Source organism: Aquimarina atlantica (assembly GCF_000626715.1).
Taxonomy (GTDB): Bacteria; Bacteroidota; Bacteroidia; order Flavobacteriales; family Flavobacteriaceae; genus Aquimarina; species Aquimarina atlantica.
Window position 1 is genome coordinate 203,120 of record NZ_AQRA01000009.1, and the last position, 22,901, is coordinate 226,020.

Genomic DNA, 22,901 nt, shown 5'->3' on the forward strand with positions numbered 1-22,901 from the left:
AATCATACAATATACTAACAATGAAAAAAGAAAATTATACCATATCGGTGTATACCGAAAATAATATAGGATTGTTGAACAGGATTTCGGCAATATTTTTAAGACGTCATATCAATCTTGAGAGCTTTACTGCTTCGGTATCAGAAATTAAGGATGTATTTCGTTTTACCATAGTCGTAAGCGTAACCGAAGAACAGGTAAAAAAGATTATCGGACAGATTGAAAAACAAATAGAAGTGATTAAAGCTTTTTATCATAAAGATGATGAGACGATTTACCAGGAAACTGCTTTGTTTAAGATTGCTTCAAAACTGTTATTCGAGGAACGTAAAATCCAGAATGTAATAAAGGATAGTAATGCTAATATCGTTACGGTAACTCCAGAGTTTTTTGTATTAGAAAAAACGGGGCGACGTAGAGATGTAGAAACATTGTATGATCAATTAGAACCGTATGGTTTAATGCAATTTGTACGTTCTGGAAGAATCTCAATAACCAAAGAAAAGATGCACATCTCTAAAATATTAGAAAATTTTGGAATGGAAGCCGTGTAAGGGATAGTAGTGACATCCTTTTATCTTCTGGACCCCTGAGGTTCTCGAAGGAATCCAGAAGATAAAAGATATAACGAATAGCCCGGCCCTGAGTTTGACTCGGGGATACACCATAAAAAATAAAACAACTAAAAATCAAAATTAAACCAAATTTCCTAACGGAAATCACAACAAATTAAGAAAGAAATGGCAAATTACTTTAATACGCTATCATTAAGAGATCAACTAACACAACTAGGGAAATGCAGATTTATGGATGCTGAAGAATTTTCGGCAGGTGTAGATGCATTAAAAGGAAAAAAATTAGTTATTGTAGGGTGTGGAGCCCAGGGGCTTAACCAGGGGTTAAATATGAGAGACTCTGGTTTAGATATTTCGTATGCGCTTCGTGAAGCAGCGATCAAAGAAAAAAGACAATCTTTCAAAAATGCATCTGATAACGGATTCGATGTTGGAACCTACGAAGAATTAATTCCTAATGCAGATGTGGTTATTAATTTGACACCCGATAAGCAACATACTCAAGTGGTAAATACAGTAATGCCACTAATGAAAAAAGGAGCTACTTTATCATACTCACATGGGTTTAATATTGTAGAAGAAGGTATGGAAGTAAGAGATGATCTTACGGTAATTATGGTGGCACCAAAATGTCCGGGATCAGAAGTGAGAGAGGAGTATAAAAGAGGATTTGGAGTACCTACATTAATAGCAGTACACCCAGAGAACGACCCTCAGGGGCATGGTTTAGACCAGGCAAAAGCCTATGCAGCAGGAACAGGTGGCCATAGAGCAGGAGTGTTAGAATCTTCTTTTGTGGCCGAAGTAAAATCAGATCTTATGGGAGAGCAGACTATCCTTTGCGGATTATTGCAGACCGGATCTATTTTATGTTTTGATAAAATGATAGAAAAAGGAATTGATGCTGGATATGCTTCTAAATTAATCCAATATGGTTGGGAAACTATTACCGAAGGGATGAAGTATGGAGGAATCACTAACATGATGGATCGATTATCAAATTTGTCAAAGATTAAAGCATTCGAATTGTCTGAAGAATTAAAAGATATCATGCGCCCGTTATTTAGAAAACATATGGATGATATCATGCAAGGGCATTTTTCTAAAACTATGATGGAAGACTGGGCTAATGATGATAAGAATTTATTATCCTGGCGAGCCGCAACAGGAGAAACTGCATTCGAGAAAACTCCTGCAGGAGATATTGAAATTTCTGAGCAAGAATTCTATGATAATGGCGTATTAATGGTAGCTATGGTAAGAGCAGGAGTTGAATTGGCTTTTGAAGCCATGACTGATTCTGGAATCATTGAAGAGTCTGCATATTACGAATCGTTACACGAAACTCCACTTATTGCCAATACGATTGCACGTAAGAAATTGTTTGAAATGAACCGTGTGATTTCTGATACCGCAGAATACGGTTGTTATTTATTTGATCATGCTTGTAAACCTTTATTAGCAGATTTTATGAAAAAAATAGATACCGATGTTATCGGAAAAGCATACGATGAAGGAAAAGATAACGGAGTAGATAATGCTAAACTAATAGAAGTAAATGCAATAATAAGAAATCACCCTATAGAAGTTGTGGGTTCTCGATTAAGAGCATCGATGACAGCAATGAAGCCTATAGTATAATACATTTAATTTTGTCAGGCCAGGTCTGTTAGAGTTTTGAGATGTGTATTGTGTAACCTTTGATGGATCTGAGCCGGCAGAATAGTAATAAACGACCAGCGTAAACTTAAATTATGAGTACCATAACCACCACAACCTATTTTCCTGAATTAGATGATATCCAGAAGGCAGCTTCGACAATAAAAGAAGTGGCTATGGTTACTCCTCTTATGAATAGTATTCGGTATTCTCGCAGATACGATGCTAATATTTTGTTGAAACGAGAAGATCTTCAGCGTGTTCGTTCCTATAAGATAAGAGGTGCTTTTAATAAAATAAGTTCACTTACCAAAGAAGAACTAGAAAAGGGAGTTGTTTGCGCCAGTGCTGGTAATCATGCACAGGGAGTTGCATTTGCCTGCCATCATTTGGGAATAGAAGGTACAGTGTATATGCCTTCGGTAACCCCAAAACAAAAGGTAGCGCAAACACAGATGTTTGGCGGAGATCATGTAAAGATTGTTCTCGAAGGCGATACATTTGATGATTCGTATAAAGCAGCGATGGAAACCTGTACTTCTGAAGGAAAAACCTTTGTACACCCGTTTGAGGATCCAAAAACGATTGAAGGGCAGGGGACAATCGGACTTGAGATTTTTAAACAAACCGATGTACCAATCGATTACATTTTTGTAGCTATTGGTGGCGGTGGTTTGGCCTCGGGATTATGCGGGGCAATGAAAGCCTTATCTCCAAAAACAAAAATTATTGGTGTCGAACCAGCGGGAGCACCTTCTATGTTGTCATCTATCCAAAATAATAAGAATACAGAAATTTTTAATATTGATAAGTTTATCGATGGTGCTGCAGTTCAGAAAGTAGGAGATCTTAATTTTGATATTTGTAAAGAATACCTTTCTGATATGTATACGGTTCCCGAAGGATTGGTATGCCAGACTATTTTAGATTTATATAATAGAGATGCTATTGTAGTCGAACCAGCCGGAGCACTAACTCTGGCAGCTCTGGAGTTCTATAAAGATAAGATCAAAGGTAAAAATGTAGTATGTATTGTTAGTGGTAGTAATAACGACATTACCCGTACTGCAGAGATTAAAGAAAGAGCCTTGTTATATGCAGATTTAAAACACTACTTCATTGTTCGTTTTCCGCAACGAGCGGGTGCATTAAAACAATTTGTAGGAGAAGTGTTGGGACCTAATGATGATATCACTCATTTCGAATATTCGAAAAAATCAAGTAGAGAAAATGGTCCGGCAGTGGTTGGGATTGAACTAAAAGACAAGAACGATCTAGAACCTTTGGTCTCCAGGATGAAGGCCCTTAATTTCTTTGGGGATTACCTTAATGATAAACCCGATCTTTTTCAGTTTTTAATATGATTTGATCCAATTAGCATTACTTATTCTTAAGTTGTCTAGTTTTTTATAATCTTCAACAGCTTTGTTGTCAATAGGTTATAGTTTTTCTTCGTTATTTTTGACAAAAACACATAATATTTAGCTCTTTATCGATATATTCGTACACTTAAACGATGAAAACTAAATCTATTATGAAAAAACTTTTACTTTTTACTGTAGTCGCTTTATTAGGATTGACGGCCACAAACGCACAGGTTAAACTTGGTTTTGGGGTTGGTTACGCTATCCCATCTGGAGATATTGCCGATATAACAGACGGAGGTTTTTCTGGACACCTTGAATTAGGATACGGAATAACAGAAGATATTGATGTTTCTGTTTTTGTTCATGGAGATTTCTTAACCGGGGCAGATAAAGGTCTATTATCTTATGATACCGTCGCTTTTGGAAGTTATATGGTAAATGGGCGCTACTACTTTAAAAAAGAAGGATTTAGACCTTATGGTAGTCTTGCAATAGGAATTACTGATATTGCACAGATCGAAGCAGCTACAAACGGAACAAGAGTTGCAGCTGCAGCAAGAACTTCTAATTTTTCGTTTCGCCCGGCACTTGGTTTTAAATATGGTATTCTTAATGTTAATGCCTCTTATCTAAATGCAGGAGAAATAGGTGAAGGTGATGGAAAAGCTACAGTAAGTGATTTTGCATTTAATGTAGGACTTTTATTTACTTTTGGAGGAAAATAAAAACAACTCGAAATAAAAATTTAAAAAAGACAATCTTTTCAGATTGTCTTTTTTTGTTAGAGATTCATAATATAGAATATCAATTTAACAGTCAAAACTTTAGAATTTTATAAAAATGATAAAAGTTGATCAGTTTTACGACTTATTTGTTTTCTGTATTAATATTTTATGTAATATTGTACCATCTAGTTAACGAAAGGGGCTACGGCCGACGATTTAGAGTTACTATTATGAAAACGGCAAATTACATATCTACAGAGAGTAAAGTTCAATATTTGAACAATTTTGGTAATACATTTATTCCCGCACGCCGCTTTCGTCGCCCCTTGGGGGTCTAATATTCTTTTGAAGTAGGTGCGTCCTACTTCCCCTAGAGACATCGAATCCATTTTAGAACAACTGAATTTTTAAATAGTTAGTACTTTATTTAAACTATTTAGTAGCAATTCGTATCACGTTACATAACGAGATACGATTCGCACACCTACCTGGATTCAGAAAAATCAACACTAATTTTAATAGAAAAGCTTCTTTAATAAGCGGGATTCGTTTATGGAAAAAGTAAAAATAATAATTGCTACCGAAAATCATTTTCGCTATGCAAAGGAAATATGCGAAGTAATATCCGACTCTGCCAAAGTAAGAGGAACAGGTATCGCTAAACGTACTCCAGAATATATACAAACAAAGATGCAAAACAGAAATGCAGTCATTGCTATATCAGGCAATCAGTTTGCAGGGTTTTGTTATATCGAAATCTGGGGGCACGAAAAATACGTGGCACATTCTGGTTTAATCGTACATCCCAATTTTAGAAATCAGGGTCTGGCAAAAAAAATCAAAGAATTTACATTCAATTATTCTTTAAAAAAATACCCAATGGCCAAAGTATTTGGTATCACAACAGGATTAGCTGTAATGAAAATCAATTCTGATTTGGGATATAAACCCGTTACTTTTTCAGAATTAACAGATGATCCTAAGTTTTGGGCAGGTTGCAAAACGTGTACAAATTATGATATCCTCACTTCTAAAAAGCATAAAATGTGTTTGTGTACCGGCATGCTGTACGATCCTTTGAAAGAAGTAAAGAAAAAAGAAAAGTGGTACGATAAAAAAGTACTAAAACGATTAAAAAATATTAAACAAACAATGCTTGCAAGCAATAAACAATTGTTGTTATGGAAAAAGTAGTATTAGCATATAGCGGAGGACTGGATACCTCGTATTGCGTAAAATATCTTATTCACGAAAAAAACTTGGATGTACATACCATTTTGGTAAACACAGGTGGTTTTTCTGAAAAAGAACTAAAGGAGACAGAAAAAAGAGCATATGAGTTGGGAAGCTCATCTCATGTAAATAAAACTATTCTAAACGAGTTTTATGATAAAGCGATTAAGTATCTGATTTATGGTAATGTATTAAAAAATAACACGTATCCACTTTCAGTAAGTGCAGAACGAATTTTTCAGGCTATAGAAGTGATTAAATATGCCAAAAAAGTAGGAGCAAAATATATTGCACACGGAAGCACAGGAGCCGGAAACGATCAGATAAGGTTTGATGTGATTTTTCAGACATTAGCTCCAGAGATCCAGATTATTACTCCGATTAGGGATTTAAAACTGTCTCGTCAGGCCGAAGTAGAATACTTAGAAAAGCATGGGGTTTATTACAGTTGGGAAAAAGCACAATACTCTATTAATAAAGGTATTTGGGGAACTAGTGTAGGAGGAAAAGAAACACTTTCTTCTCACAGTGCTTTACCAGATACAGCATACCCCAGTCAACTTCAAAAAGAAAAAGAAGAAGTTATCACTTTACACTTCGAAAAAGGAGAACTCATTGGTTTAGATGGAGTTAAGGATACCCCAGTGAATAATATTCAAAAACTGGAAGAACTAGCGAGTGCTTTTGCCATTGGCAGGGATACTCATGTCGGAGATACAATTATTGGTATTAAGGGTAGGGTAGGATTTGAAGCTGCTGCGCCAATGGTAATCATTAAAGCTCACCACCTTTTAGAAAAACACGTTTTAACCAAGTGGCAACAATATTGGAAAGAACAATTAGCCAACTGGTATGGTATGTTGTTGCACGAAGGAAATTACCTGGATCCGGTAATGAGAAATATAGAAGTATTTATGGAAGATTCTCAAAAATCAGTAACGGGAGAGGTAAAGGTAAAATTGAAACCTTATCATTTTACTTTAGAAGGAATCGAATCAGATTTCGATATGATGAAATCAGATTTTGGACAGTATGGTGAGATGAATAATTCATGGACCTCTGATGATGCTAAAGGCTTCATAAAAATCTACGGTAATGCTAATAAGATATATCATAATGTAAATCCAAGTGAGTCATGATACAAGTAGGAATAATAGGAGGATCGGGATATACAGCAGGAGAACTCTTAAGGTTATTAGTACATCACCCAGAAGTAAAACTGGATTTTGTGTATAGCACAACAAATGCTGGTGTACCAATACATAAACAACATCCAGATTTGATAGGAGAAATAGATCTTAAGTTCACAGATACTATAAATCCAAATGTAGATGTGTTGTTTTTGTGCCTGGGGCATGGTAGGTCGAGATCGTTTTTAGAAACCCATACGTTTTCAAAAATGACCAAAGTAATTGATTTGGGAAATGATTTTAGATTAAACGATGATCAGGAGCTTCTGGGAAGAGATTTTGTATATGGTTTACCAGAGTTAGAAAAAGAAAAGATTAGATCGGCAAAAAATATTGCAAATCCGGGATGTTTTGCTACTGCGATCCAGTTGGGGCTGCTGCCATTAGCATTTGCAGGAAAACTTAAGGATACAATACACATTAATGCTACTACAGGAAGTACAGGAGCAGGTGTGATGCCGGGAGGAACTACTCATTTTAGCTGGAGAGATAATAATTTTTCTAGTTATAAAGTATTCTCGCACCAGCACCTGGGAGAGATTAAACAAAGCCTTAAACAGGAACAACATGATTTTGAAGCTCCGATTTTCTTTATCCCCAATAGAGGAAATTTTAGTAAAGGAATTTATGCCACTATGTATACACAATATGAAGGTAGTGAAGAAGAAGCCAAAGAACTGTATACATCCTATTATAAAAAGGCTGAGTTCACTGTGGTTTCTGATGAGGAAATTCATTTAAAACAAGTGGTAAACACTAATAAATGTATACTGCATATTAGTAAGAAAAACGGAATGTTACTCATCACATCTGTAATCGATAACTTAATCAAGGGAGCATCTGGACAAGCTATTCATAATATGAATTTAATGTTGGGATTAAAAGAAAAAACAGGATTAGAATTAAAAGCAAGTGCGTTTTAGTAAAAGAATTTCATACTGAAATAAACGTATAAAAATGATATGAATACAATAACAATTATAGGAGGAGGAAACTTAGGTAAATCAATAATTTCTGGATTAGTTAATAGTGATTTGTTTGAAGCTACAGATATTACAGTAGTAGATAAATCAAAATATAACCTAAAAGAAGTTGAAGAAAAACTAGGGGTATCTACCTCACAACATATAATAGCATCTATAAAAAATGCAAAATGGGTAATTCTTTGTGTACAGCCAAGACAGCTGGATGCTGTTCTACAAGAAATAAAAGATACAGTAACAGCAGATCAAATATTGATTTCTACAGTAACTGGTACATCAATTGCCGAAATCAATGCAGTAGTTCCTAATAATAAAGTAGTACGGGTAATGCCAAATACAGGAGCTGCCAAAAAACTATCAATGACCTGTATTGCAGCTAATGAAGATGTAAAAGAAGAATTAACTACAGTACAAAAGATGTTTGATACCATTGGTAAAACACTAATTATAGAAGAGCGTCTAATGCAGGCTGCTACAGTTTTGGGAGCTAGCGGAATAGCATTTTTTCTTAGATTTTTAAGAGCGATGATACAAGGAGGGATTCAAATGGGATTTCACCCGCATGAAGCTCAAATCATAGCAGTGCAAACTGCGATAGGAGCCGCAACATTAGTAGCAGAGAATGGAACTCATCCCGAACGTGAGATCGATAAGGTAACAACACCACAGGGATGTACTATAGAAGGTTTAAATGAGATGGAGCACCAAGGGCTAAGCTCATCGGTAATAAAAGGAGTGATGGCTTCTTATGAAAAAATAAATACCATTAAATAGTTGATCGTTTTTGGTTGTTATACCATTTGTATTTTGAATTTACTGGCAAAGAAAATTAAGATTTTTTTGTTTCAGTAAAGAAGAAAAATCAAGCATAGCAGGGCTACGGTTTATTTTTATTCTGAAACTGAGATGAAAAAAGAGCATTTTATTCCAGTAGGTTTAAAGTGCAAATGGTATTAGTTAATGAGTATGTACTGGTAAAGAATAATGAATACTAAATAATGAAAAGTGTAAAAACACAAAGTATGAATTCTGAAACCGATGTTTGTTCGAGTGCAATGCCATAGTATGGTGTATCGAGAACCAATATAAGTAGTTATTATCAAAACAACTTGAAGTTAATTTTTAGATAGAAAAAACAACCAACAATTAATATTATGAAATTATTTGACGTATATCCTTTATATGATGTAGAGCCGGTAAAAGCTTACGACGCTACCGTTATAGATAAAAATGGAATAGAATATTTGGATATGTACGGAGGACATGCGGTGATTTCAATAGGCCATTCGCACCCTCACTATGTACGAAGTATAAAAGAACAGATAGAGAAAATAGGCTTTTATTCTAATGCAGTTCAAAATAGCCTGCAAACGAAATTGGCGAAAAAACTGGGAGCATTATCGGGATATGATGACTATCAACTGTTTTTATGTAACTCTGGTGCCGAAGCCAATGAAAATGCATTAAAATTAGCTTCTTTTTATACAAGGAAATCAAGAGTGGTAGCATTTCATAATGGTTTTCACGGGCGAACATCTGCAGCTGTAGCTGCAACAGATAACGCCAAAATCAATGCTCCATTAAATACTCAGCAAAACGTCACTTTTTTGCCGTTAAACCAAATTGAGCTCGTAAGAACTGAATTAGAAAAAGGTGACGTGTGTGCTGTGATTATAGAACCTATACAGGGAGTAGGAGGACTTGATGAAGGGACAACTTCCTTTTTTACAACCTTAGAAACCTTATGTCATGAGTTTGGTGTTGTTTTAATTGCAGATGAGGTGCAATCGGGTTATGGCAGGAGTGGTAAATTTTTTGCACATCAATATCATGAAATAACACCAGATATCATTTCTATAGCAAAAGGAATGGGAAATGGTTTTCCGATAGGAGGGATACTAATTGCCCCGCATATTAAACCTGATTACGGGATGTTGGGAACCACGTTTGGAGGCAATCACCTGGCTTGCGTTGCAGCATTATCGGTTCTTGAAGTAATTGAAACCGAACACCTTATTGATAATGCAAAAATAACAGGAGCATATTTTGAATCTAAAGCGCATCAAATTCCCGGAGTACAAAAGGTAAAAGGAAAAGGACTAATGCTAGGATTAGAGTTCGATTTCGAGGTTAGCGAACTTAGAAAAAGACTCATCTATGAGGAGCATATTTTTACAGGAGGAGCAATGAATAAAAAACTATTGCGAATTCTTCCCCCGCTAACTATTAGTAAAAAACAGATAGATCAATTTATAGAAGCATTACAAAATGTATTGGTAGAAAAACCAATGATTTAAGAGATAAAAATGAATAACTACTTTTCGATACAGGATATAGACGCTTTACCCATTTGGGTAGAAGAAGCAATTGCAATAAAGAAAAACCCTTTATCCCATAAGACTTTGGGAAAAGATAAAACGATAGGATTGTTATTTTTTAATCCAAGTCTTCGTACCCGTTTGAGCACCCAGAAAGCGGCCTTAAACCTGGGAATGAATGTCATGGTCATGAACTTTACAGGAGAAGGCTGGTCGCTCGAGTATGAAGACGGAACCATAATGGACCAGGGAAATTCTGAACATGTAAAAGAAGCAGCTCAGGTAGTTTCTCAATATTGTGATGTACTTGCAATACGAGCTTTTGCAAAATTAGAAGATAGAGACGATGATTACAGTGAGAAAGTACTTCATGGATTTATAAATCATGCTTCAATACCGGTTATCAATATGGAAAGCGCGACCAGACATCCTTTACAAGCGTTAACCGATGCTATCACAATTTCAGAATATAAAAAAACAGATAAACCAAAGGTTGTACTATCATGGGCACCGCATCCAAAAGCCTTACCACAGGCAGTTGCTAATTCTTTTGTAGAGATGATGCAACGTATGGACGCAGATTTTGTAATTACCCATCCTGTGGGATTTGAGTTAGCCAGTCAGATTACTAAACAGGTGCCCATTGATTACAACCAGGAAAATGCATTAAAAGATGCAGATTTTGTGTATGTCAAAAACTGGAGTTCCTATCAAGACTACGGTAAAGTTATAGATAATGACCCTTTTTGGAAAATTACAAGCGAAAAGATGAAACTAACCAATGATGCAAAATTTATGCATTGCTTACCGGTACGAAGAAATGTAGTTGTAGATGATGCAGTACTGGATAGTAAAAACTCCATTGTCATCGAACAAGCAAATAATAGAACATACGCTGCACAATTGGTTTTAAAGAAAATACTTGAAAAATCTTAATGTGATGAGAGAACATGTGAAAAATAGATTGTTGGTAGCCAAGATTGGCGGAAATATAATAGAAGATCCAGAAGCATTGACTTCTTTCTTAGAAGATTTTTCTAAAGTAGAAGGACCAAAGATTTTGGTTCATGGCGGAGGAAAATCTGCTACTCGACTTGCAGATCAGTTAGGAATAAAGACCGAAATGATTGATGGTCGAAGAATTACTTCTGCAGAGAATCTGGATATCGTTGTGATGACTTATGCGGGGTTGTTAAATAAAACCATTGTTGCAGGTTTACAGCACCGCAATTGTAATGCTTTGGGATTAACAGGAGCAGATGCCAATGTGATTTTGGCAGAGAAAAGACCTGTGCAATTTGTTGATTATGGATATGTTGGTGATGTTGTTAAGGTAAATGGCAATATCATAACAGCATTTTTGAATCAGGGAATTATACCAGTTTTTTGCGCAGTTACACACGATAGTCAAGGGCAATTGTTTAATACGAATGCCGATACGATAGCTTCAGAAATAGCTTCTGAAATGAGTGCTGATTACGAGGTATCGCTATTTTATTGTTTCGAATTGAAAGGAGTTCTTGAAAATATTGAAGATAAAGATTCTGTAATCGAACATATTGATTTAGAAAAATATACAGCATTAAGAGAGGCAGAAGTGATCACAGAAGGAATGCTTCCAAAACTTCAAAATTGCTTTGATGCTTTACAAAAAAAAGTAAGTACAGTACATATTGCTAATGCAGATTTTATAAAGGATAACACAACTAAACATACGACTTTGAGTCTATAACTAATAATGGAAAAACTAACACGTGAAGCGATTGAGCTTTTACATCATCTAATAGAAACACCATCGTTCTCGTCTGAAGAGGAAAAAACGGCGCAATTGATCGAGAATTGGTTCATCCAAAATGATATTCCTTTTGAGAGAGAGAATAATAATATATGGGCATACAATATGTATTTTGACGAATCTAAACCTACTATTTTATTAAACTCTCATCATGATACGGTAAAACCTAATGGAAACTATACAAATGATCCTTTTAACGCTTTTGTAGAAGAAGGGAAACTATATGGCCTGGGGAGTAATGATGCAGGCGGTTGCCTGGTTGCTTTACTAGCTACATTTACCTATTTCTACAGTAGAGAAGGATTACAATATAACTTTGTGATTGTCGCTTCTGCAGAAGAAGAGAGTAGTGGTCCTTTGGGACTAAAAAGTGTCTTAAAATACCTTAAGAATGTAGCATTTGGCATTGTAGGAGAACCAACATTAATGCAATTGGCCGTGGCAGAAAAAGGCTTATTGGTATTGGATATATCGGTAAAAGGAACCGCAAGTCATGCTGCTCATCCTAATGATGATAATGCAATTTATAATGCGTTGCAAGTGATCGAATGGTTTAAAACATATGAATTTAAAAAAACATCAGAAAACCTGGGTAAAGTAAAAGCGACAGTGACACAGGTCAATGCAGGGAAACAACACAATGTAGTACCCGCAAGTTGTGATCTGGTGGTAGATATACGAGTAAATGATTGCTATACCAATGAAGAGGTTCTCGATATTGTACAACAACACATGCCTCAATATGTTGAGGTCACACCCAGATCCCTGGATTTAGGATCCTCGTCGATTGCTATAGATCACCCTGTTGTAAAATCAGGAATTGCACTAGGAAGAAGTACCTATGGATCTCCAACCTTGTCAGATCAATCGGTATTGAATTGCCCTTCATTAAAACTGGGGCCGGGAGATTCGACCAGGTCGCATTCTGCAAATGAATTTATTTATGTAGATGAAATCAAAGAAGGAATCGAATTGTATATCAAAATTTTAGAAGGTATAGTATAAATAATGAAGTAGTTAAAACCACTTCAACAAAAGAATAATTAATGAAACTTTGGGATAAAGGGTTACCAACAGATCAAAAAATAGATAGGTTTACCGTCGGTAATGACAGGCAATTGGATATGGTAATTGCCAGGTATGATGTGCAAGCAACCTTGGTTCATGCTAAGATGTTGTATAAGATTAATTTACTTTCTGACCAAGAAATTTCTGAAATTGAAAAAGAATTGAATATATTGGGGCGGGAAATAGAAAAAGGAACTTTTGTGATAGAGGACCAGTTTGAGGATATACATTCTAAAATTGAGTATGAATTAACTCAACGAATAGGAGATGCAGGTAAGCGAATACATACCGCCAGATCACGTAATGATCAGGTGTTGGTAGCGATGCATCTATATATGAAAGAAGAATTACTTCAAATTAAATCTCTGGTTAACGAATTATCTCAGAATTTACTTACCCATGCAGAAACCTATAAAGATGTGTTACTTCCTGGGTATACACATATGCAGATAGCAATGCCATCTTCATTTGGACTTTGGTTTTCTGCTTATGCAGAAAGTTTTATTGATGATCTGTATTTTGTAAATGCTGCTTTAAAAGTTGTGGATCAAAACCCATTGGGAAGCGCCGCAGGGTATGGTAGTTCATTTCCGATAGATAGAGAATTTACCACAAGAGAATTAGGTTTCGAAACCCTTAAGTATAATGTAGTTGCTGCACAGATGAGCAGAGGGAAATCCGAAAAATCTACTGCTTTTGCAATGAGTAGTGTAGCTGCGACTTTATCGAAACTGGCAATGGATGTATGTTTGTATATGAGTCAGAATTTTGATTTTATGAGCATCCCGTCAGAATTTACAACGGGATCCAGTATTATGCCACATAAGAAAAATCCAGACGTCTTTGAGTTAATAAGAGGAAAATGTAATAAAATTCAGGCACTGCCTTACGAATTAAATTTGCTAATCAATAATTTACCAAGTGGTTACCACAGGGATTTACAATTGCTTAAAGAAGGAGTTGTACCTGCTATCCAGGATTTAAAAGCATCCCTGGAGATGACTATGTATGCACTTAAGAATATACAGGTGAATAAAAATATATTAGATGATGATAAGTATGATTACCTGTTTAGTGTAGATACATTAAACGAATTAGTAATGCAGGGCATGTCTTTTAGGGATGCCTATGTAAAAATTGGATTAGATATTGAGAAGGGATGTTACACACCCGAAAAGAATACAAAACATAGCCATAGTGGTAGTATTAATAATTTATGTCTTAACAAGATAAAAAAGAAATTAGAGGAAGTTTGAGGGAACAGTACTTTCTAAAATCATGTGAATTATGTGAGAACACAAGCTAGTCTATAGGGTTAGTTTGTAGTTCTTAAATAAAAAATTGAAAATGTTAATAAAAAGGCATATCTTAATGATATAGAAGAGAAGCTGAAGTATATTTAATTGAGTGTAAGTTGAGTTAGTTTGATTTTTTCGCTTCAGCCTAGACCCCCAGAGGAGTTGTTAACCACTGGGGGTTGTCTTTTTTATGATTAGGGATATAGTAGGCCTTAGAATTAATGAGAGAGGAAGATGATGTAATTATGGATAGTAAGATGATATATCAAAAAACTCCACATTAAAAATGCAGAGTAATGTAGTGTTTTGGATAGAAATTTGATTAAACCGGGATTACGCTAAATGTGCTTCACACGAAATCCATTCTTCATTCCCGTCAGAGTCTTCATATACTCCACAATCCATCATTGCAGAACCTTCTGGATAATATTGCACAAATGTGCAATTATTGACCTGCTCTGCAGTACATTGATCTCTTCCACTCCGCCTATTAATATTAGCTCTTCTCGGGATAAAACTTTGAATTTTTTAAATGCTTCTAAAGAATTTTTCATGAGTACATAATTTATATTGATTAATGTATGTACTAAAATACAGTATTAACCAAAGTATAACAAGGGAATAAATGTTATAGTTTACTTATTAACGATTTAAAAAATAGATAATTATTACGAAATCAAAGCTTTTAGATCATTGATTACATTGATGTTATGTCTAATGTTTGCATAAAGGATAAACAAAATAATGATGGCAACGATAAATCCTAACAGGATTCCATTATTTCTACTCGACAATTTTTTAGAAGTCTTAAGATACGCCTTAGAAATCTTCTTTGCATAATTAGTCACCAGGGCAAACGCAGGTGCAAAAATTAAAACGATAACCAGCATATCTATTAGTACCAAAAGATATCCTTGTTGATGGATATGTTTCTTTACATATTTTAGGATAAACTCATTGATTAATGCAGCAGATAAGACAGCCACAGTATAGATTGCATATTTGGTAGTTTGTCGATTACTCATAGTAGGGCAACTATTCTTAATTTGGGGTTAATACGATTAATTATGGGGGTAAGGTAAAATCTATAATTTGATATTCAAAATAAAGATGGTTTTTTGATAAAGAGTAATCGGGTAATACAGTATACGAATTCAATAGTCTTTTGAAAATAAGAACATTATACGACATGAGACCTCACAGGTTTTTAAAACCTGTGAGGTCTACCTTACTACTATTATTTTACTAACAGATCGTGTATTTAAGTTTAACCGTGGAATCTAAATGGTAACATTTTTACGTTCTTTGTTATTAACAAATATAATTGCAATGTCACATCGAGTGCTGCGCTTTTGGGCGTAGTGTATCGAGATGTTTTTGAAAAACAAACTTAATGACCATCACTATACAATCAATACCATACAAAAATGCACTTCTTTACTGTGTTATTGGTATCCTCTTTTTATACACCACCCTTGGTTATACCCAAACCATAACCGACACTACAGTTGCCTCACAACATTTTACCAAAGCAGATGTATTACTGGCAGAAAGAAAACTAGATAGTGCTGTAGTATATTTTAAGAAAGCCTTACCCATCTACCAAAAGGCCAACGCCTGGGAACGTGTTGCCCGATGTTATAATAAAATTGCTGAAAGCCAAAGGCGAAATAGAAAGTATGATGAATCCTATAAAAACGCACAAAAAGTACTAGAAATTAGTATTACATATTTACCGGAACATAATGAAGAAAAGGCTATTGCTTATGAAAATATGGGGAAATATTATGAAACTAATAATTCAGACTATAAAACTGCCTTAGGCTATTATGAAAAAGGGTTGAAAATAAGAACAAGAATTTATGCAAAAGACCATCCTGCTATTGCAAATTCATATTCTCGAATAGGATATATGTATTATGTGAAAAAAGATTATAACAAAGCAATGAAGTATCAAGAGAAAGCTCTTGATATGCGAATTAAAGCTTTTGGTGAAAACCATCTTGATATTGCATATTCATATTTGGATATAGGTAATATTTTTCTTATGCAACGTAAATATGATAAAGCATTACTTTATTACCAAAAATCCTTGATTATTAGAAAAATAAATGGATCAAATGATATTGCAATAGCTAATTCAATTTTTTGTATTGGCCTTGCATATGATAGAAAAGAAGATTATGATAAAGCATTACCATATTTTGATCAGGCTTTATCTATTCGAATCAATATACTGGATAGAAATCACAAAGATGTAGCCATATGTTATAGAGTTATTGGCCTTGTTTATAAAAATCAAGGAGCATATGATAAAGCACTTCCTTATTTTGAAAAGTATTTGTCCTCCGCAGTTAATAGAAATGAAAAAACTAGTATTGTTACTGCTCTCAACCACATAGGCATATGTTATAAAAATAAAGGAGCATATGATAGAGCATTATATTATTATAATCAAGCAATGAATATTGATGATAATAAAAAATATATGCAAGCAATGTATAATAATATTGGTGTTATTTATAAATATAAAGGAGCATACAGTAAAGCTTTGAATTATTTGAAAAAAGCACTTCATGAGAACTTAAAAGCTAGAGGGAAAAACCATCTATTTGTTGCCCTCAACTATAATAATATCGGTAATGTCTATAGATTAAAAAAAGAGTATGATCAATCTCTATTGTATTATAAAAAAGCCTTAGCCATACGAACACAACTATTTTATCAAAACAACTCTCATATAGCTGATTCTCATAACGATATCGGGGAGTTGTATGCTTTAAAAAGAGAATATGATAAAGCATTACACTATACTAATAAAGCCTTAATAATCAGGATTGCTGTTTTTGGAGAAAACCATCCGGATGTTGCAGATTCTTATGAAAGTATTGGTAATATCTATCAAGCCCAAACAGATTATAACACAGCTTTAGAACATTATCAAAAAGCCTTGGCTATACGACAACATGTATTTGGTGAGCATCACCCCAAAGTTGCACAATCCTATACTAAAATTGCAAAAGTATATGCTATACAAAAAGAGTTTGCAAGCAGTTTAGCGCATTATGATCAATCTATAGTGGCAAATACTAAGCTTAAAGCCCAAACCAAAGCAACTTTTACCACAGATCACTACTTAAACTTAGATGTGTTGTTAACTTCTTTATTAGGCAAAGCCAAAACCTATACTGCTTTATATACAGAAAGTAATGATATTGATGATCTTAACGGTGCAATCCACACGTACCAAAAAGCAGATGCCCTTATCAACACCATTAGACAAACCTATACCAACTACCAGGACAAGGTGCGTTTTGCTCAAAAAGCAGCAGCGGTCTACCAGGGTGCCATAGCAGCACAATTACTAGTATACGATACGAAAAAAGAGCAATCCTCTTTAGAACAGGCGTTTTACTATGCCGAGAAAAGTAAAGCCAATACCTTAAAAGAACTACTTACCGATGCCAATGCTAAGACCTATACAGGATTACCAGCAGATCTTGTGGCATTAGAAAAAGAACTAAGGATTGATAAAGCGTTTTATCAATCCAAAATCACAGAACTCTACAGTGGATCTAGGATGAGTACTAAAGATTCTCTAAAAATGGTTCGTTATGAGAATACACTATTTGACATTAGCAATAGGCAAGATTCACTAACAGCAGTATTAGAGCAGAACTATCCAAAATATTACCAGCTTAAACATGAAAATGCTATTGTTACGGTTCGTGATATTCAGCGTCATCTAAACGATAATACTACAGTACTCGAGTTTTTTACTTCAGAGCGTATTACCTATGCTTTTACGATTTCAAAAGATAAGATCGCAGTACAAGAATTAGCGACTCCCAATCTTACGATCACTATAGAACAACTACGAAAAGCGATTGCATCACAAAATCTGGCAGCCTATAAAACATCGGCATATGCTTTATATAACCAATTAATGGCCCCGATTGCCAATACTCTTCGACAAGGTGACACGTTTGCAGGTGATGAATTGATTATCATTCCCGATGGGCCGCTATGGCATTTAAATTTTGAGCTATTGCTAACCCAAAAAGATACAACAAATAACCCTGCAGACTTATCATATTTGCTTAAAGAATATGCGATTACCTATGCCAATGCGGCTAACCTGTTATTTGCCAAAGATAAAAGTGAACAACCCCCACAACAACGACAAGAGTGCCTGGCGTTTTCGTTTTCAGATAGTACGATAACGACCAATACGATGAGTTTGGCTGCGCTAAGAAGTACCGGTATTGATCTTCCGGGAACGCGAAAAGAGATCAAAGCGATCTCTAATATTATCGATGGGCAGTATTACTATGGATCACAAGCCATAGAAGCTAATTTTAAGAAAAACGCAGGACGATATGCGATACTTCACCTGGCGTTGCATGGGGATGTAGACAATGAGCGACCAGAGAATTCAAGACTCTATTTTACCAAAAGTAAAGATACGATAGAGGATAACCTGTTATATAGTCACGAATTATTTGCTTTGGATATTCCGGCAGAACTTACTGTACTTAGCGCCTGTTATACGGGTACCGGTAAGATTGCTAAGGGAGAAGGTATTATGAGTTTAGGTAGTGCTTTTCAATATGCGGGTACAAAAAGTTTGCTCTTAAGCAGCTGGGAAGTATCGGATCAAACCACTCCAAAATTGATGCAATACTTCTATACCAACCTTAAAGCCGGGATGAATAAGGCAAAAGCATTGCAACAGGCCAAATTGCAATACCTGGCTACGGCAAATATCAATCGTACACAACCCTTCTATTGGGGAGGGTTTTACCTGGTAGGAGATTCGTCACCAATTGCTTTTGAGAGCAACACCCTGTGGTATTGGGTAGCATTGATAGTACTAGTGTTGATAGGAGTAGAGGTGTTTTGGTATAGGAGAAGGGTAAAGAATGTGATCACTTCGACTTCGCTCAGTGATCGTTAACTTTGCTGAGTGATCGTTAGAGGGCTGAGCGAAAACTAAATTAGCACTCACTTTGACTACACTCACTTCGATTATGATTAGTGATCGTTATGTCTGTTATCATTAGAGGGCTGAGCGAAGTCGAAGTCCGGTGCTCTATACACAGAATAATGCGTTTCATTTTTACATTTAGCCAGATTATGTAAGTCTTCCAAATCCCCTCTTATAAGTGCTTTTTTCTTAGCTTTGGACCAGCCTTGTACCTGTTTTTCTCTATAGAAAGCAGTGTCAATACGATTATATTGTTCGTAATAGAGTAATTTTACCGGTAATCGTTTTTTGGTGTGGTTTGAACCTTCTCCATTTTGATGTTGCTGTATTCTTCTTTCCAAATATTTTGTACTACCGGTATAGTAACTCCCATCACTACATTCTAAAATATACATATAACCTTTCATATCAAGCGTTCTTTTATAGTATTAATTCACAATATTATGGGGTAAGAGTTTCATTTTTTGAAACAGGTGAGTTATATATACCATAAATTTACCGACTTGGATAAGTAGGCGGCGCTTCTTTCATATAGTAACCCCCTTCCTCACAGAATATTTACCGATCATCGGTATGTGTATATTAGTCCTCGCAATACGAATACCTTTCTGCGCACTCCTTTTATCGGTCATCGGTATAGGTATATCGATCAGCGCAATAGGGATACCCTTCCCCGCACTCCTTTTATCGACCAGCGGTATACCGGCACCTTCCCCCGCAAGGGGAAAACCAATCCCCGCAATAAGGTAAGGCTCCCTCGCTGCGCGGAAACCTCAACTCTGTGCGCGGACCAGTAATAGCAATAGATTACCTGTTGATGATATCTTTTAAATGCGAATTTAAAGTGTCTATTTACATTACTTTTTGATAAAACTTTTAACGATATCCTCTTTTGGATATTTGATTTTTAAGAAATAACAACCTTTAGAGAATCGACTAACATTAATATGCAACGCATTATCTACAATACTAGTAGAAGATTGCCTCAATATTTCTTTTCCCGAAATATCATACATAAAAACCTGTATGTTTTCCGGAAGCTCTTCAAAATCAAATAGAACACTAAGGAAGGTATCTGCCGGATTAGGAAAAACCTGGATAGTATTGGTCGTTTCTACAGGCAATGGTGGTAAAGGAGGTGGTGGAGGCGGATTTTCATTATTACCTGTCGTAAACGAAAAATAAGAAGTCCAATCTCCTGTATCATTGTCTTTTATCCTCCAGCAATATTCTGTATTTAGGGTAAGTGTATTTTCTGGAACCACAAACGATTCTTCAGGTATATTAGAAGCCGTAAATATAGGAGCCATTTTTGTAGCGTTTGCAGATGCTGATTTAGAAAATTTATAAAAAGTATTGGGTTCACTTACGATATAGATAGCCCCCTGGTTATCTACCGTTATGCCTTCTGCCTGACGAATTCTATCGGGTAAGGTACCATTTGCACCGTTAGGGCCAAGATCTAAACGACTATATTCTTTTCCGGTTACATCGGTTTCTACTAATGCTCTGGATTCATGACTTAATACAAGAAAATGAGTATTATGACCTATTGTATTGTTTCCTAAATGATGTAAACCCGATAAATCTCTAAATCCAAAATTATTTGTAGCAATATCGAATGGATTGGTAACAGTAGGAGAGGTTGATAAATCTGCGGGGACTTCTAAAGAATATATAGTCAACGGACTTTTTTCTTTCACCAGGATTAATTCGTTTGTATCTGGGGTGTAGCCTACTCCTTCCAGTCCATTATTTGCTCCCCAATTACCGGGAAGTTGAATGTAATCTGTTGGATAAGCAATGGTTGTTGTTGTGTTTTCTACTGTAATTTTAACTGCTCGCCCTCTTTTTTCTTCAATAACAAAAAAATCGGTACCATTAACCCATACCAAACCTTCTGTATCATTAAAACCTTGTAGCGGAATACTTCTTATAACATCACCATCTAAGTTCAATTCATACAGTCGGGGAGGATCGTTAATCACAGCAAAAATTGTATTAGTAGTACTGTTGTAAGTTAATCCGGATAGATCATCAGGAATCTGCGTAATCGTTTTTGGACCTTCAATAAGATTAAATTGATCCAGACCCAAACCGATTGTAGGATTTGGAGGGGGAGGGGGATCTATAGGGCTACAATCGGTTATTTCTAAAGTATAAGAACTTGCGGAGCCTGACCATTCTAAAGTAGGAGTAATGGAAATATTTTCTGAACCATTATCTGGTCGAATTAATGCTAATTCATTATTTTCTACAGCACCTGGTGCTACTGCACCGATATCGGCATTTACCCGTAGCCTGCCTAAGATATCATCTGCAGGAAGCTGATCTGCCCTTGCCATATTAATGACCGGGCTATTGGTCTCGGGTGTTCCGTATGTGTTTACTATACGTTCGAACGCTTCTCTAATCGTAACCGAACCATCTTTAAATTGGTTTAAGGAAGAATCATAATGAGGAATGATTAGATTGTTTAGATCTCCTAACAGTGGATTAGCAGTTATACCATTTGCATCATCTGCACTGTTAATTTTATCACTGCTATCCTGAGGTATAGGAGTACCATTATTCCAATATACGTTAGTGTCTAGAGTATACGTATCGGTATGAGATATAGGACAATCAGAAAAATCATTCATAGTCCCGGTAGGATCAGACCATATATTATTATAAATATTAATATTGTTGATAATAGGGTTGGTAGGTTCTCTGTTAAATCTAAAAGCATACGCATTAGCAGGTAAATCTCCTGTTACTGTATTATTTCTAAATGTAATATCTCTACAGCCTTTAATACCAAAAGGTGCCCGCATAGGATTACTACTATTTCCCAGCATTAAGTTATTTTCTATCATAATATCAAAGGCCTGGTAATGTGGTTCACTGTCTTCACCTATAAGAACAAAGTTTGTAGCTACTGTTCCTTCCCAATTTAGAAATACATTTCTACGAATCTTAACATTTCTCGAACCGGTGTAGATATCATTACTGCCACCACTATCTTTGATAACAATAAAACTACTGGTGTCATTGTTATTTGTACGGCCGCTACTCGAAAAATCGTTTAAGAAAATATTATCCTGTATAATTAGGTTTTCGACGCTATTCCCATCGATATGTTCATCAGATCCGGCTTGATTAAAAAATAAATTTCCCTGAAAAGTGATATTGTATGAGGCGGCATTTACTTTTACAAGATCATTATTGTAACTATCATGTATAATACAATTCTGAAATGTGATATCATGCACATCACCATTCCCGTCTCCATCAATGTGAATAACTAAAGGAGCAGCGCCGGGAGCATCATGTGCTATATCAAAACCATCAAAAGTAATACCATGGCAACCATTAGGGCTTTTATACGCGGTAATAACAGTGGTGTTATTACGTAATTTTGCCATATATGACACTTGTGATTTTACCAAAACACCAGAAGTAAAACTTCCACGAACTCTAACACGTCCATTGTATGTACCGGGTTTTACCAAGATTGTACTGCCATCTGTAACCGTATTAAGAGCATGTTGGATGGTTGCCCAGGGGGTATCGTTAGAACCATTGCCACTAGAATCATTTCCGTTTGTAGCTACGTAGTAGGTGGTTTGGCCTGTTAAAGAAATAGAGATAATAAGTAGTAAGAATAATAGTGTTTTTTTCATTTGGCTTTTCATTTAATGTTGGGATACGTCACTAAATC

The 22,901-nt window shown here is 35.5% G+C and carries 17 protein-coding genes; 14 read left to right on the forward strand and 3 right to left on the reverse strand.

Features of this window, described 5'->3' with window-relative positions; all coding sequences use genetic code 11:
• The first annotated feature begins 20 nt into the window (after nucleotides 1-20).
• The 13 genes from ilvN to argH all read left to right on the forward strand — a co-directional run bounded on the left by ilvN (nucleotide 21) and on the right by argH (nucleotide 14,169).
• A complete protein-coding gene (gene ilvN, locus ATO12_RS20270; protein WP_034245788.1) occupies nucleotides 21-554 on the forward strand; it encodes an acetolactate synthase small subunit in 534 nt (177 codons plus the stop codon).
• Nucleotides 555-740: 186 nt separating this feature from the next.
• On the forward strand, nucleotides 741-2,216 hold the full coding sequence (ilvC, locus tag ATO12_RS20275) for a ketol-acid reductoisomerase (protein ID WP_034245791.1): 1,476 nt from the start codon (nucleotides 741-743) through the stop codon (nucleotides 2,214-2,216).
• A 113-nt stretch (nucleotides 2,217-2,329) separates the two neighbouring features.
• Nucleotides 2,330-3,598 carry a threonine ammonia-lyase IlvA gene (gene ilvA, locus ATO12_RS20280; RefSeq protein WP_034245795.1) on the forward strand — a complete coding sequence of 423 codons (1,269 nt, stop codon included), beginning with the start codon at nucleotides 2,330-2,332 and terminating at the stop codon, nucleotides 3,596-3,598.
• A 170-nt stretch (nucleotides 3,599-3,768) separates the two neighbouring features.
• Nucleotides 3,769-4,326, forward strand: a complete 558-nt coding sequence (locus tag ATO12_RS20285) for a hypothetical protein (RefSeq protein WP_131248871.1) — start codon at nucleotides 3,769-3,771, stop codon at nucleotides 4,324-4,326.
• Nucleotides 4,327-4,878: 552 nt separating this feature from the next.
• On the forward strand, nucleotides 4,879-5,520 hold the full coding sequence (locus ATO12_RS20290) for a GNAT family N-acetyltransferase (protein ID WP_034245801.1): 642 nt from the start codon (nucleotides 4,879-4,881) through the stop codon (nucleotides 5,518-5,520).
• Nucleotides 5,508-6,698, forward strand: coding sequence for an argininosuccinate synthase (locus tag ATO12_RS20295; protein ID WP_034245803.1), 1,191 nt, complete (start codon nucleotides 5,508-5,510; stop codon nucleotides 6,696-6,698). The genes ATO12_RS20290 and ATO12_RS20295 overlap by 13 nt, the downstream gene beginning before the upstream one ends.
• Nucleotides 6,695-7,672: an N-acetyl-gamma-glutamyl-phosphate reductase gene (gene argC, locus ATO12_RS20300; RefSeq protein ID WP_034245806.1), complete on the forward strand. Its 978-nt coding sequence runs from the start codon at nucleotides 6,695-6,697 to the stop codon at nucleotides 7,670-7,672. The genes ATO12_RS20295 and argC overlap by 4 nt, the downstream gene beginning before the upstream one ends.
• Before the next feature lie 39 nt (nucleotides 7,673-7,711).
• Nucleotides 7,712-8,506, forward strand: a complete 795-nt coding sequence (gene proC, locus ATO12_RS20305; RefSeq protein WP_034245809.1) for a pyrroline-5-carboxylate reductase — start codon at nucleotides 7,712-7,714, stop codon at nucleotides 8,504-8,506.
• Between the two features lie 380 nt (nucleotides 8,507-8,886).
• Nucleotides 8,887-10,029 (forward strand): aspartate aminotransferase family protein, encoded by a 1,143-nt coding sequence (locus tag ATO12_RS20310; RefSeq protein WP_034245812.1) that lies wholly within the window; start codon nucleotides 8,887-8,889, stop codon nucleotides 10,027-10,029.
• 9 nt (nucleotides 10,030-10,038) lie between these two features.
• The gene (locus ATO12_RS20315) at nucleotides 10,039-10,986 is read left to right on the forward strand and encodes an N-acetylornithine carbamoyltransferase (RefSeq protein WP_034245816.1); all 948 of its coding nucleotides are present in this window, start codon (nucleotides 10,039-10,041) and stop codon (nucleotides 10,984-10,986) included.
• 4 nt (nucleotides 10,987-10,990) lie between these two features.
• Complete coding sequence (gene argB, locus ATO12_RS20320; protein ID WP_034245985.1) at nucleotides 10,991-11,782, forward strand: acetylglutamate kinase; 792 nt, start codon at nucleotides 10,991-10,993, stop codon at nucleotides 11,780-11,782.
• A 6-nt stretch (nucleotides 11,783-11,788) separates the two neighbouring features.
• A complete protein-coding gene (locus ATO12_RS20325; protein WP_034245819.1) occupies nucleotides 11,789-12,850 on the forward strand; it encodes a M20 family metallo-hydrolase in 1,062 nt (353 codons plus the stop codon).
• A gap of 41 nt (nucleotides 12,851-12,891) precedes the next feature.
• Nucleotides 12,892-14,169, forward strand: a complete 1,278-nt coding sequence (gene argH, locus ATO12_RS20330) for an argininosuccinate lyase (protein ID WP_034245822.1) — start codon at nucleotides 12,892-12,894, stop codon at nucleotides 14,167-14,169.
• A 710-nt stretch (nucleotides 14,170-14,879) separates the two neighbouring features.
• Here argH and ATO12_RS20335 read toward each other — a convergent pair.
• Complete coding sequence (locus tag ATO12_RS20335) at nucleotides 14,880-15,236, reverse strand: hypothetical protein (RefSeq protein ID WP_034245825.1); 357 nt, start codon at nucleotides 15,234-15,236, stop codon at nucleotides 14,880-14,882.
• Between the two features lie 368 nt (nucleotides 15,237-15,604).
• On the opposite strand from ATO12_RS20335, the gene ATO12_RS20340 reads away from it, so the two are divergent.
• On the forward strand, nucleotides 15,605-19,168 hold the full coding sequence (locus tag ATO12_RS20340; protein ID WP_034245828.1) for a CHAT domain-containing protein: 3,564 nt from the start codon (nucleotides 15,605-15,607) through the stop codon (nucleotides 19,166-19,168).
• Nucleotides 19,169-19,245: 77 nt separating this feature from the next.
• On the opposite strand, the gene ATO12_RS20345 is transcribed toward ATO12_RS20340, so the two are convergent.
• Together ATO12_RS20345 and ATO12_RS20350 are read right to left on the reverse strand one after the other, a co-directional pair.
• The gene (locus tag ATO12_RS20345) at nucleotides 19,246-19,605 is read right to left on the reverse strand and encodes a GIY-YIG nuclease family protein (RefSeq protein WP_051575980.1); all 360 of its coding nucleotides are present in this window, start codon (nucleotides 19,603-19,605) and stop codon (nucleotides 19,246-19,248) included.
• A gap of 450 nt (nucleotides 19,606-20,055) precedes the next feature.
• A complete protein-coding gene (locus ATO12_RS20350) occupies nucleotides 20,056-22,863 on the reverse strand; it encodes an SdiA-regulated domain-containing protein (protein ID WP_165583424.1) in 2,808 nt (935 codons plus the stop codon).
• Nucleotides 22,864-22,901 lie beyond the last annotated feature (38 nt).

Excerpts from the sequence above, each read along its gene's own strand:
- ATO12_RS20315 (WP_034245816.1), top strand. The coding sequence starts at position 10,039 with ATGAATAACTACTTTTCGATACAGGATATAGACGCTTTACCCATTTGG.
- ATO12_RS20350 (WP_165583424.1), bottom strand. The coding sequence starts at position 22,863 with ATGAAAAAAACACTATTATTCTTACTACTTATTATCTCTATTTCTTTA.
- argH (WP_034245822.1), top strand. The coding sequence starts at position 12,892 with ATGAAACTTTGGGATAAAGGGTTACCAACAGATCAAAAAATAGATAGG.
- ATO12_RS20340 (WP_034245828.1), top strand. The coding sequence starts at position 15,605 with ATGACCATCACTATACAATCAATACCATACAAAAATGCACTTCTTTAC.
- ATO12_RS20285 (WP_131248871.1), top strand. The coding sequence starts at position 3,769 with ATGAAAAAACTTTTACTTTTTACTGTAGTCGCTTTATTAGGATTGACG.
- ilvA (WP_034245795.1), top strand. The coding sequence starts at position 2,330 with ATGAGTACCATAACCACCACAACCTATTTTCCTGAATTAGATGATATC.
- ilvN (WP_034245788.1), top strand. The coding sequence starts at position 21 with ATGAAAAAAGAAAATTATACCATATCGGTGTATACCGAAAATAATATA.
- ATO12_RS20295 (WP_034245803.1), top strand. The coding sequence starts at position 5,508 with ATGGAAAAAGTAGTATTAGCATATAGCGGAGGACTGGATACCTCGTAT.
- ATO12_RS20310 (WP_034245812.1), top strand. The coding sequence starts at position 8,887 with ATGAAATTATTTGACGTATATCCTTTATATGATGTAGAGCCGGTAAAA.
- argC (WP_034245806.1), top strand. The coding sequence starts at position 6,695 with ATGATACAAGTAGGAATAATAGGAGGATCGGGATATACAGCAGGAGAA.
- ATO12_RS20335 (WP_034245825.1), bottom strand. The coding sequence starts at position 15,236 with ATGAGTAATCGACAAACTACCAAATATGCAATCTATACTGTGGCTGTC.
- ATO12_RS20325 (WP_034245819.1), top strand. The coding sequence starts at position 11,789 with ATGGAAAAACTAACACGTGAAGCGATTGAGCTTTTACATCATCTAATA.
- ATO12_RS20290 (WP_034245801.1), top strand. The coding sequence starts at position 4,879 with ATGGAAAAAGTAAAAATAATAATTGCTACCGAAAATCATTTTCGCTAT.
- ATO12_RS20345 (WP_051575980.1), bottom strand. The coding sequence starts at position 19,605 with ATGAAAGGTTATATGTATATTTTAGAATGTAGTGATGGGAGTTACTAT.
- proC (WP_034245809.1), top strand. The coding sequence starts at position 7,712 with ATGAATACAATAACAATTATAGGAGGAGGAAACTTAGGTAAATCAATA.
- ilvC (WP_034245791.1), top strand. The coding sequence starts at position 741 with ATGGCAAATTACTTTAATACGCTATCATTAAGAGATCAACTAACACAA.
- argB (WP_034245985.1), top strand. The coding sequence starts at position 10,991 with ATGAGAGAACATGTGAAAAATAGATTGTTGGTAGCCAAGATTGGCGGA.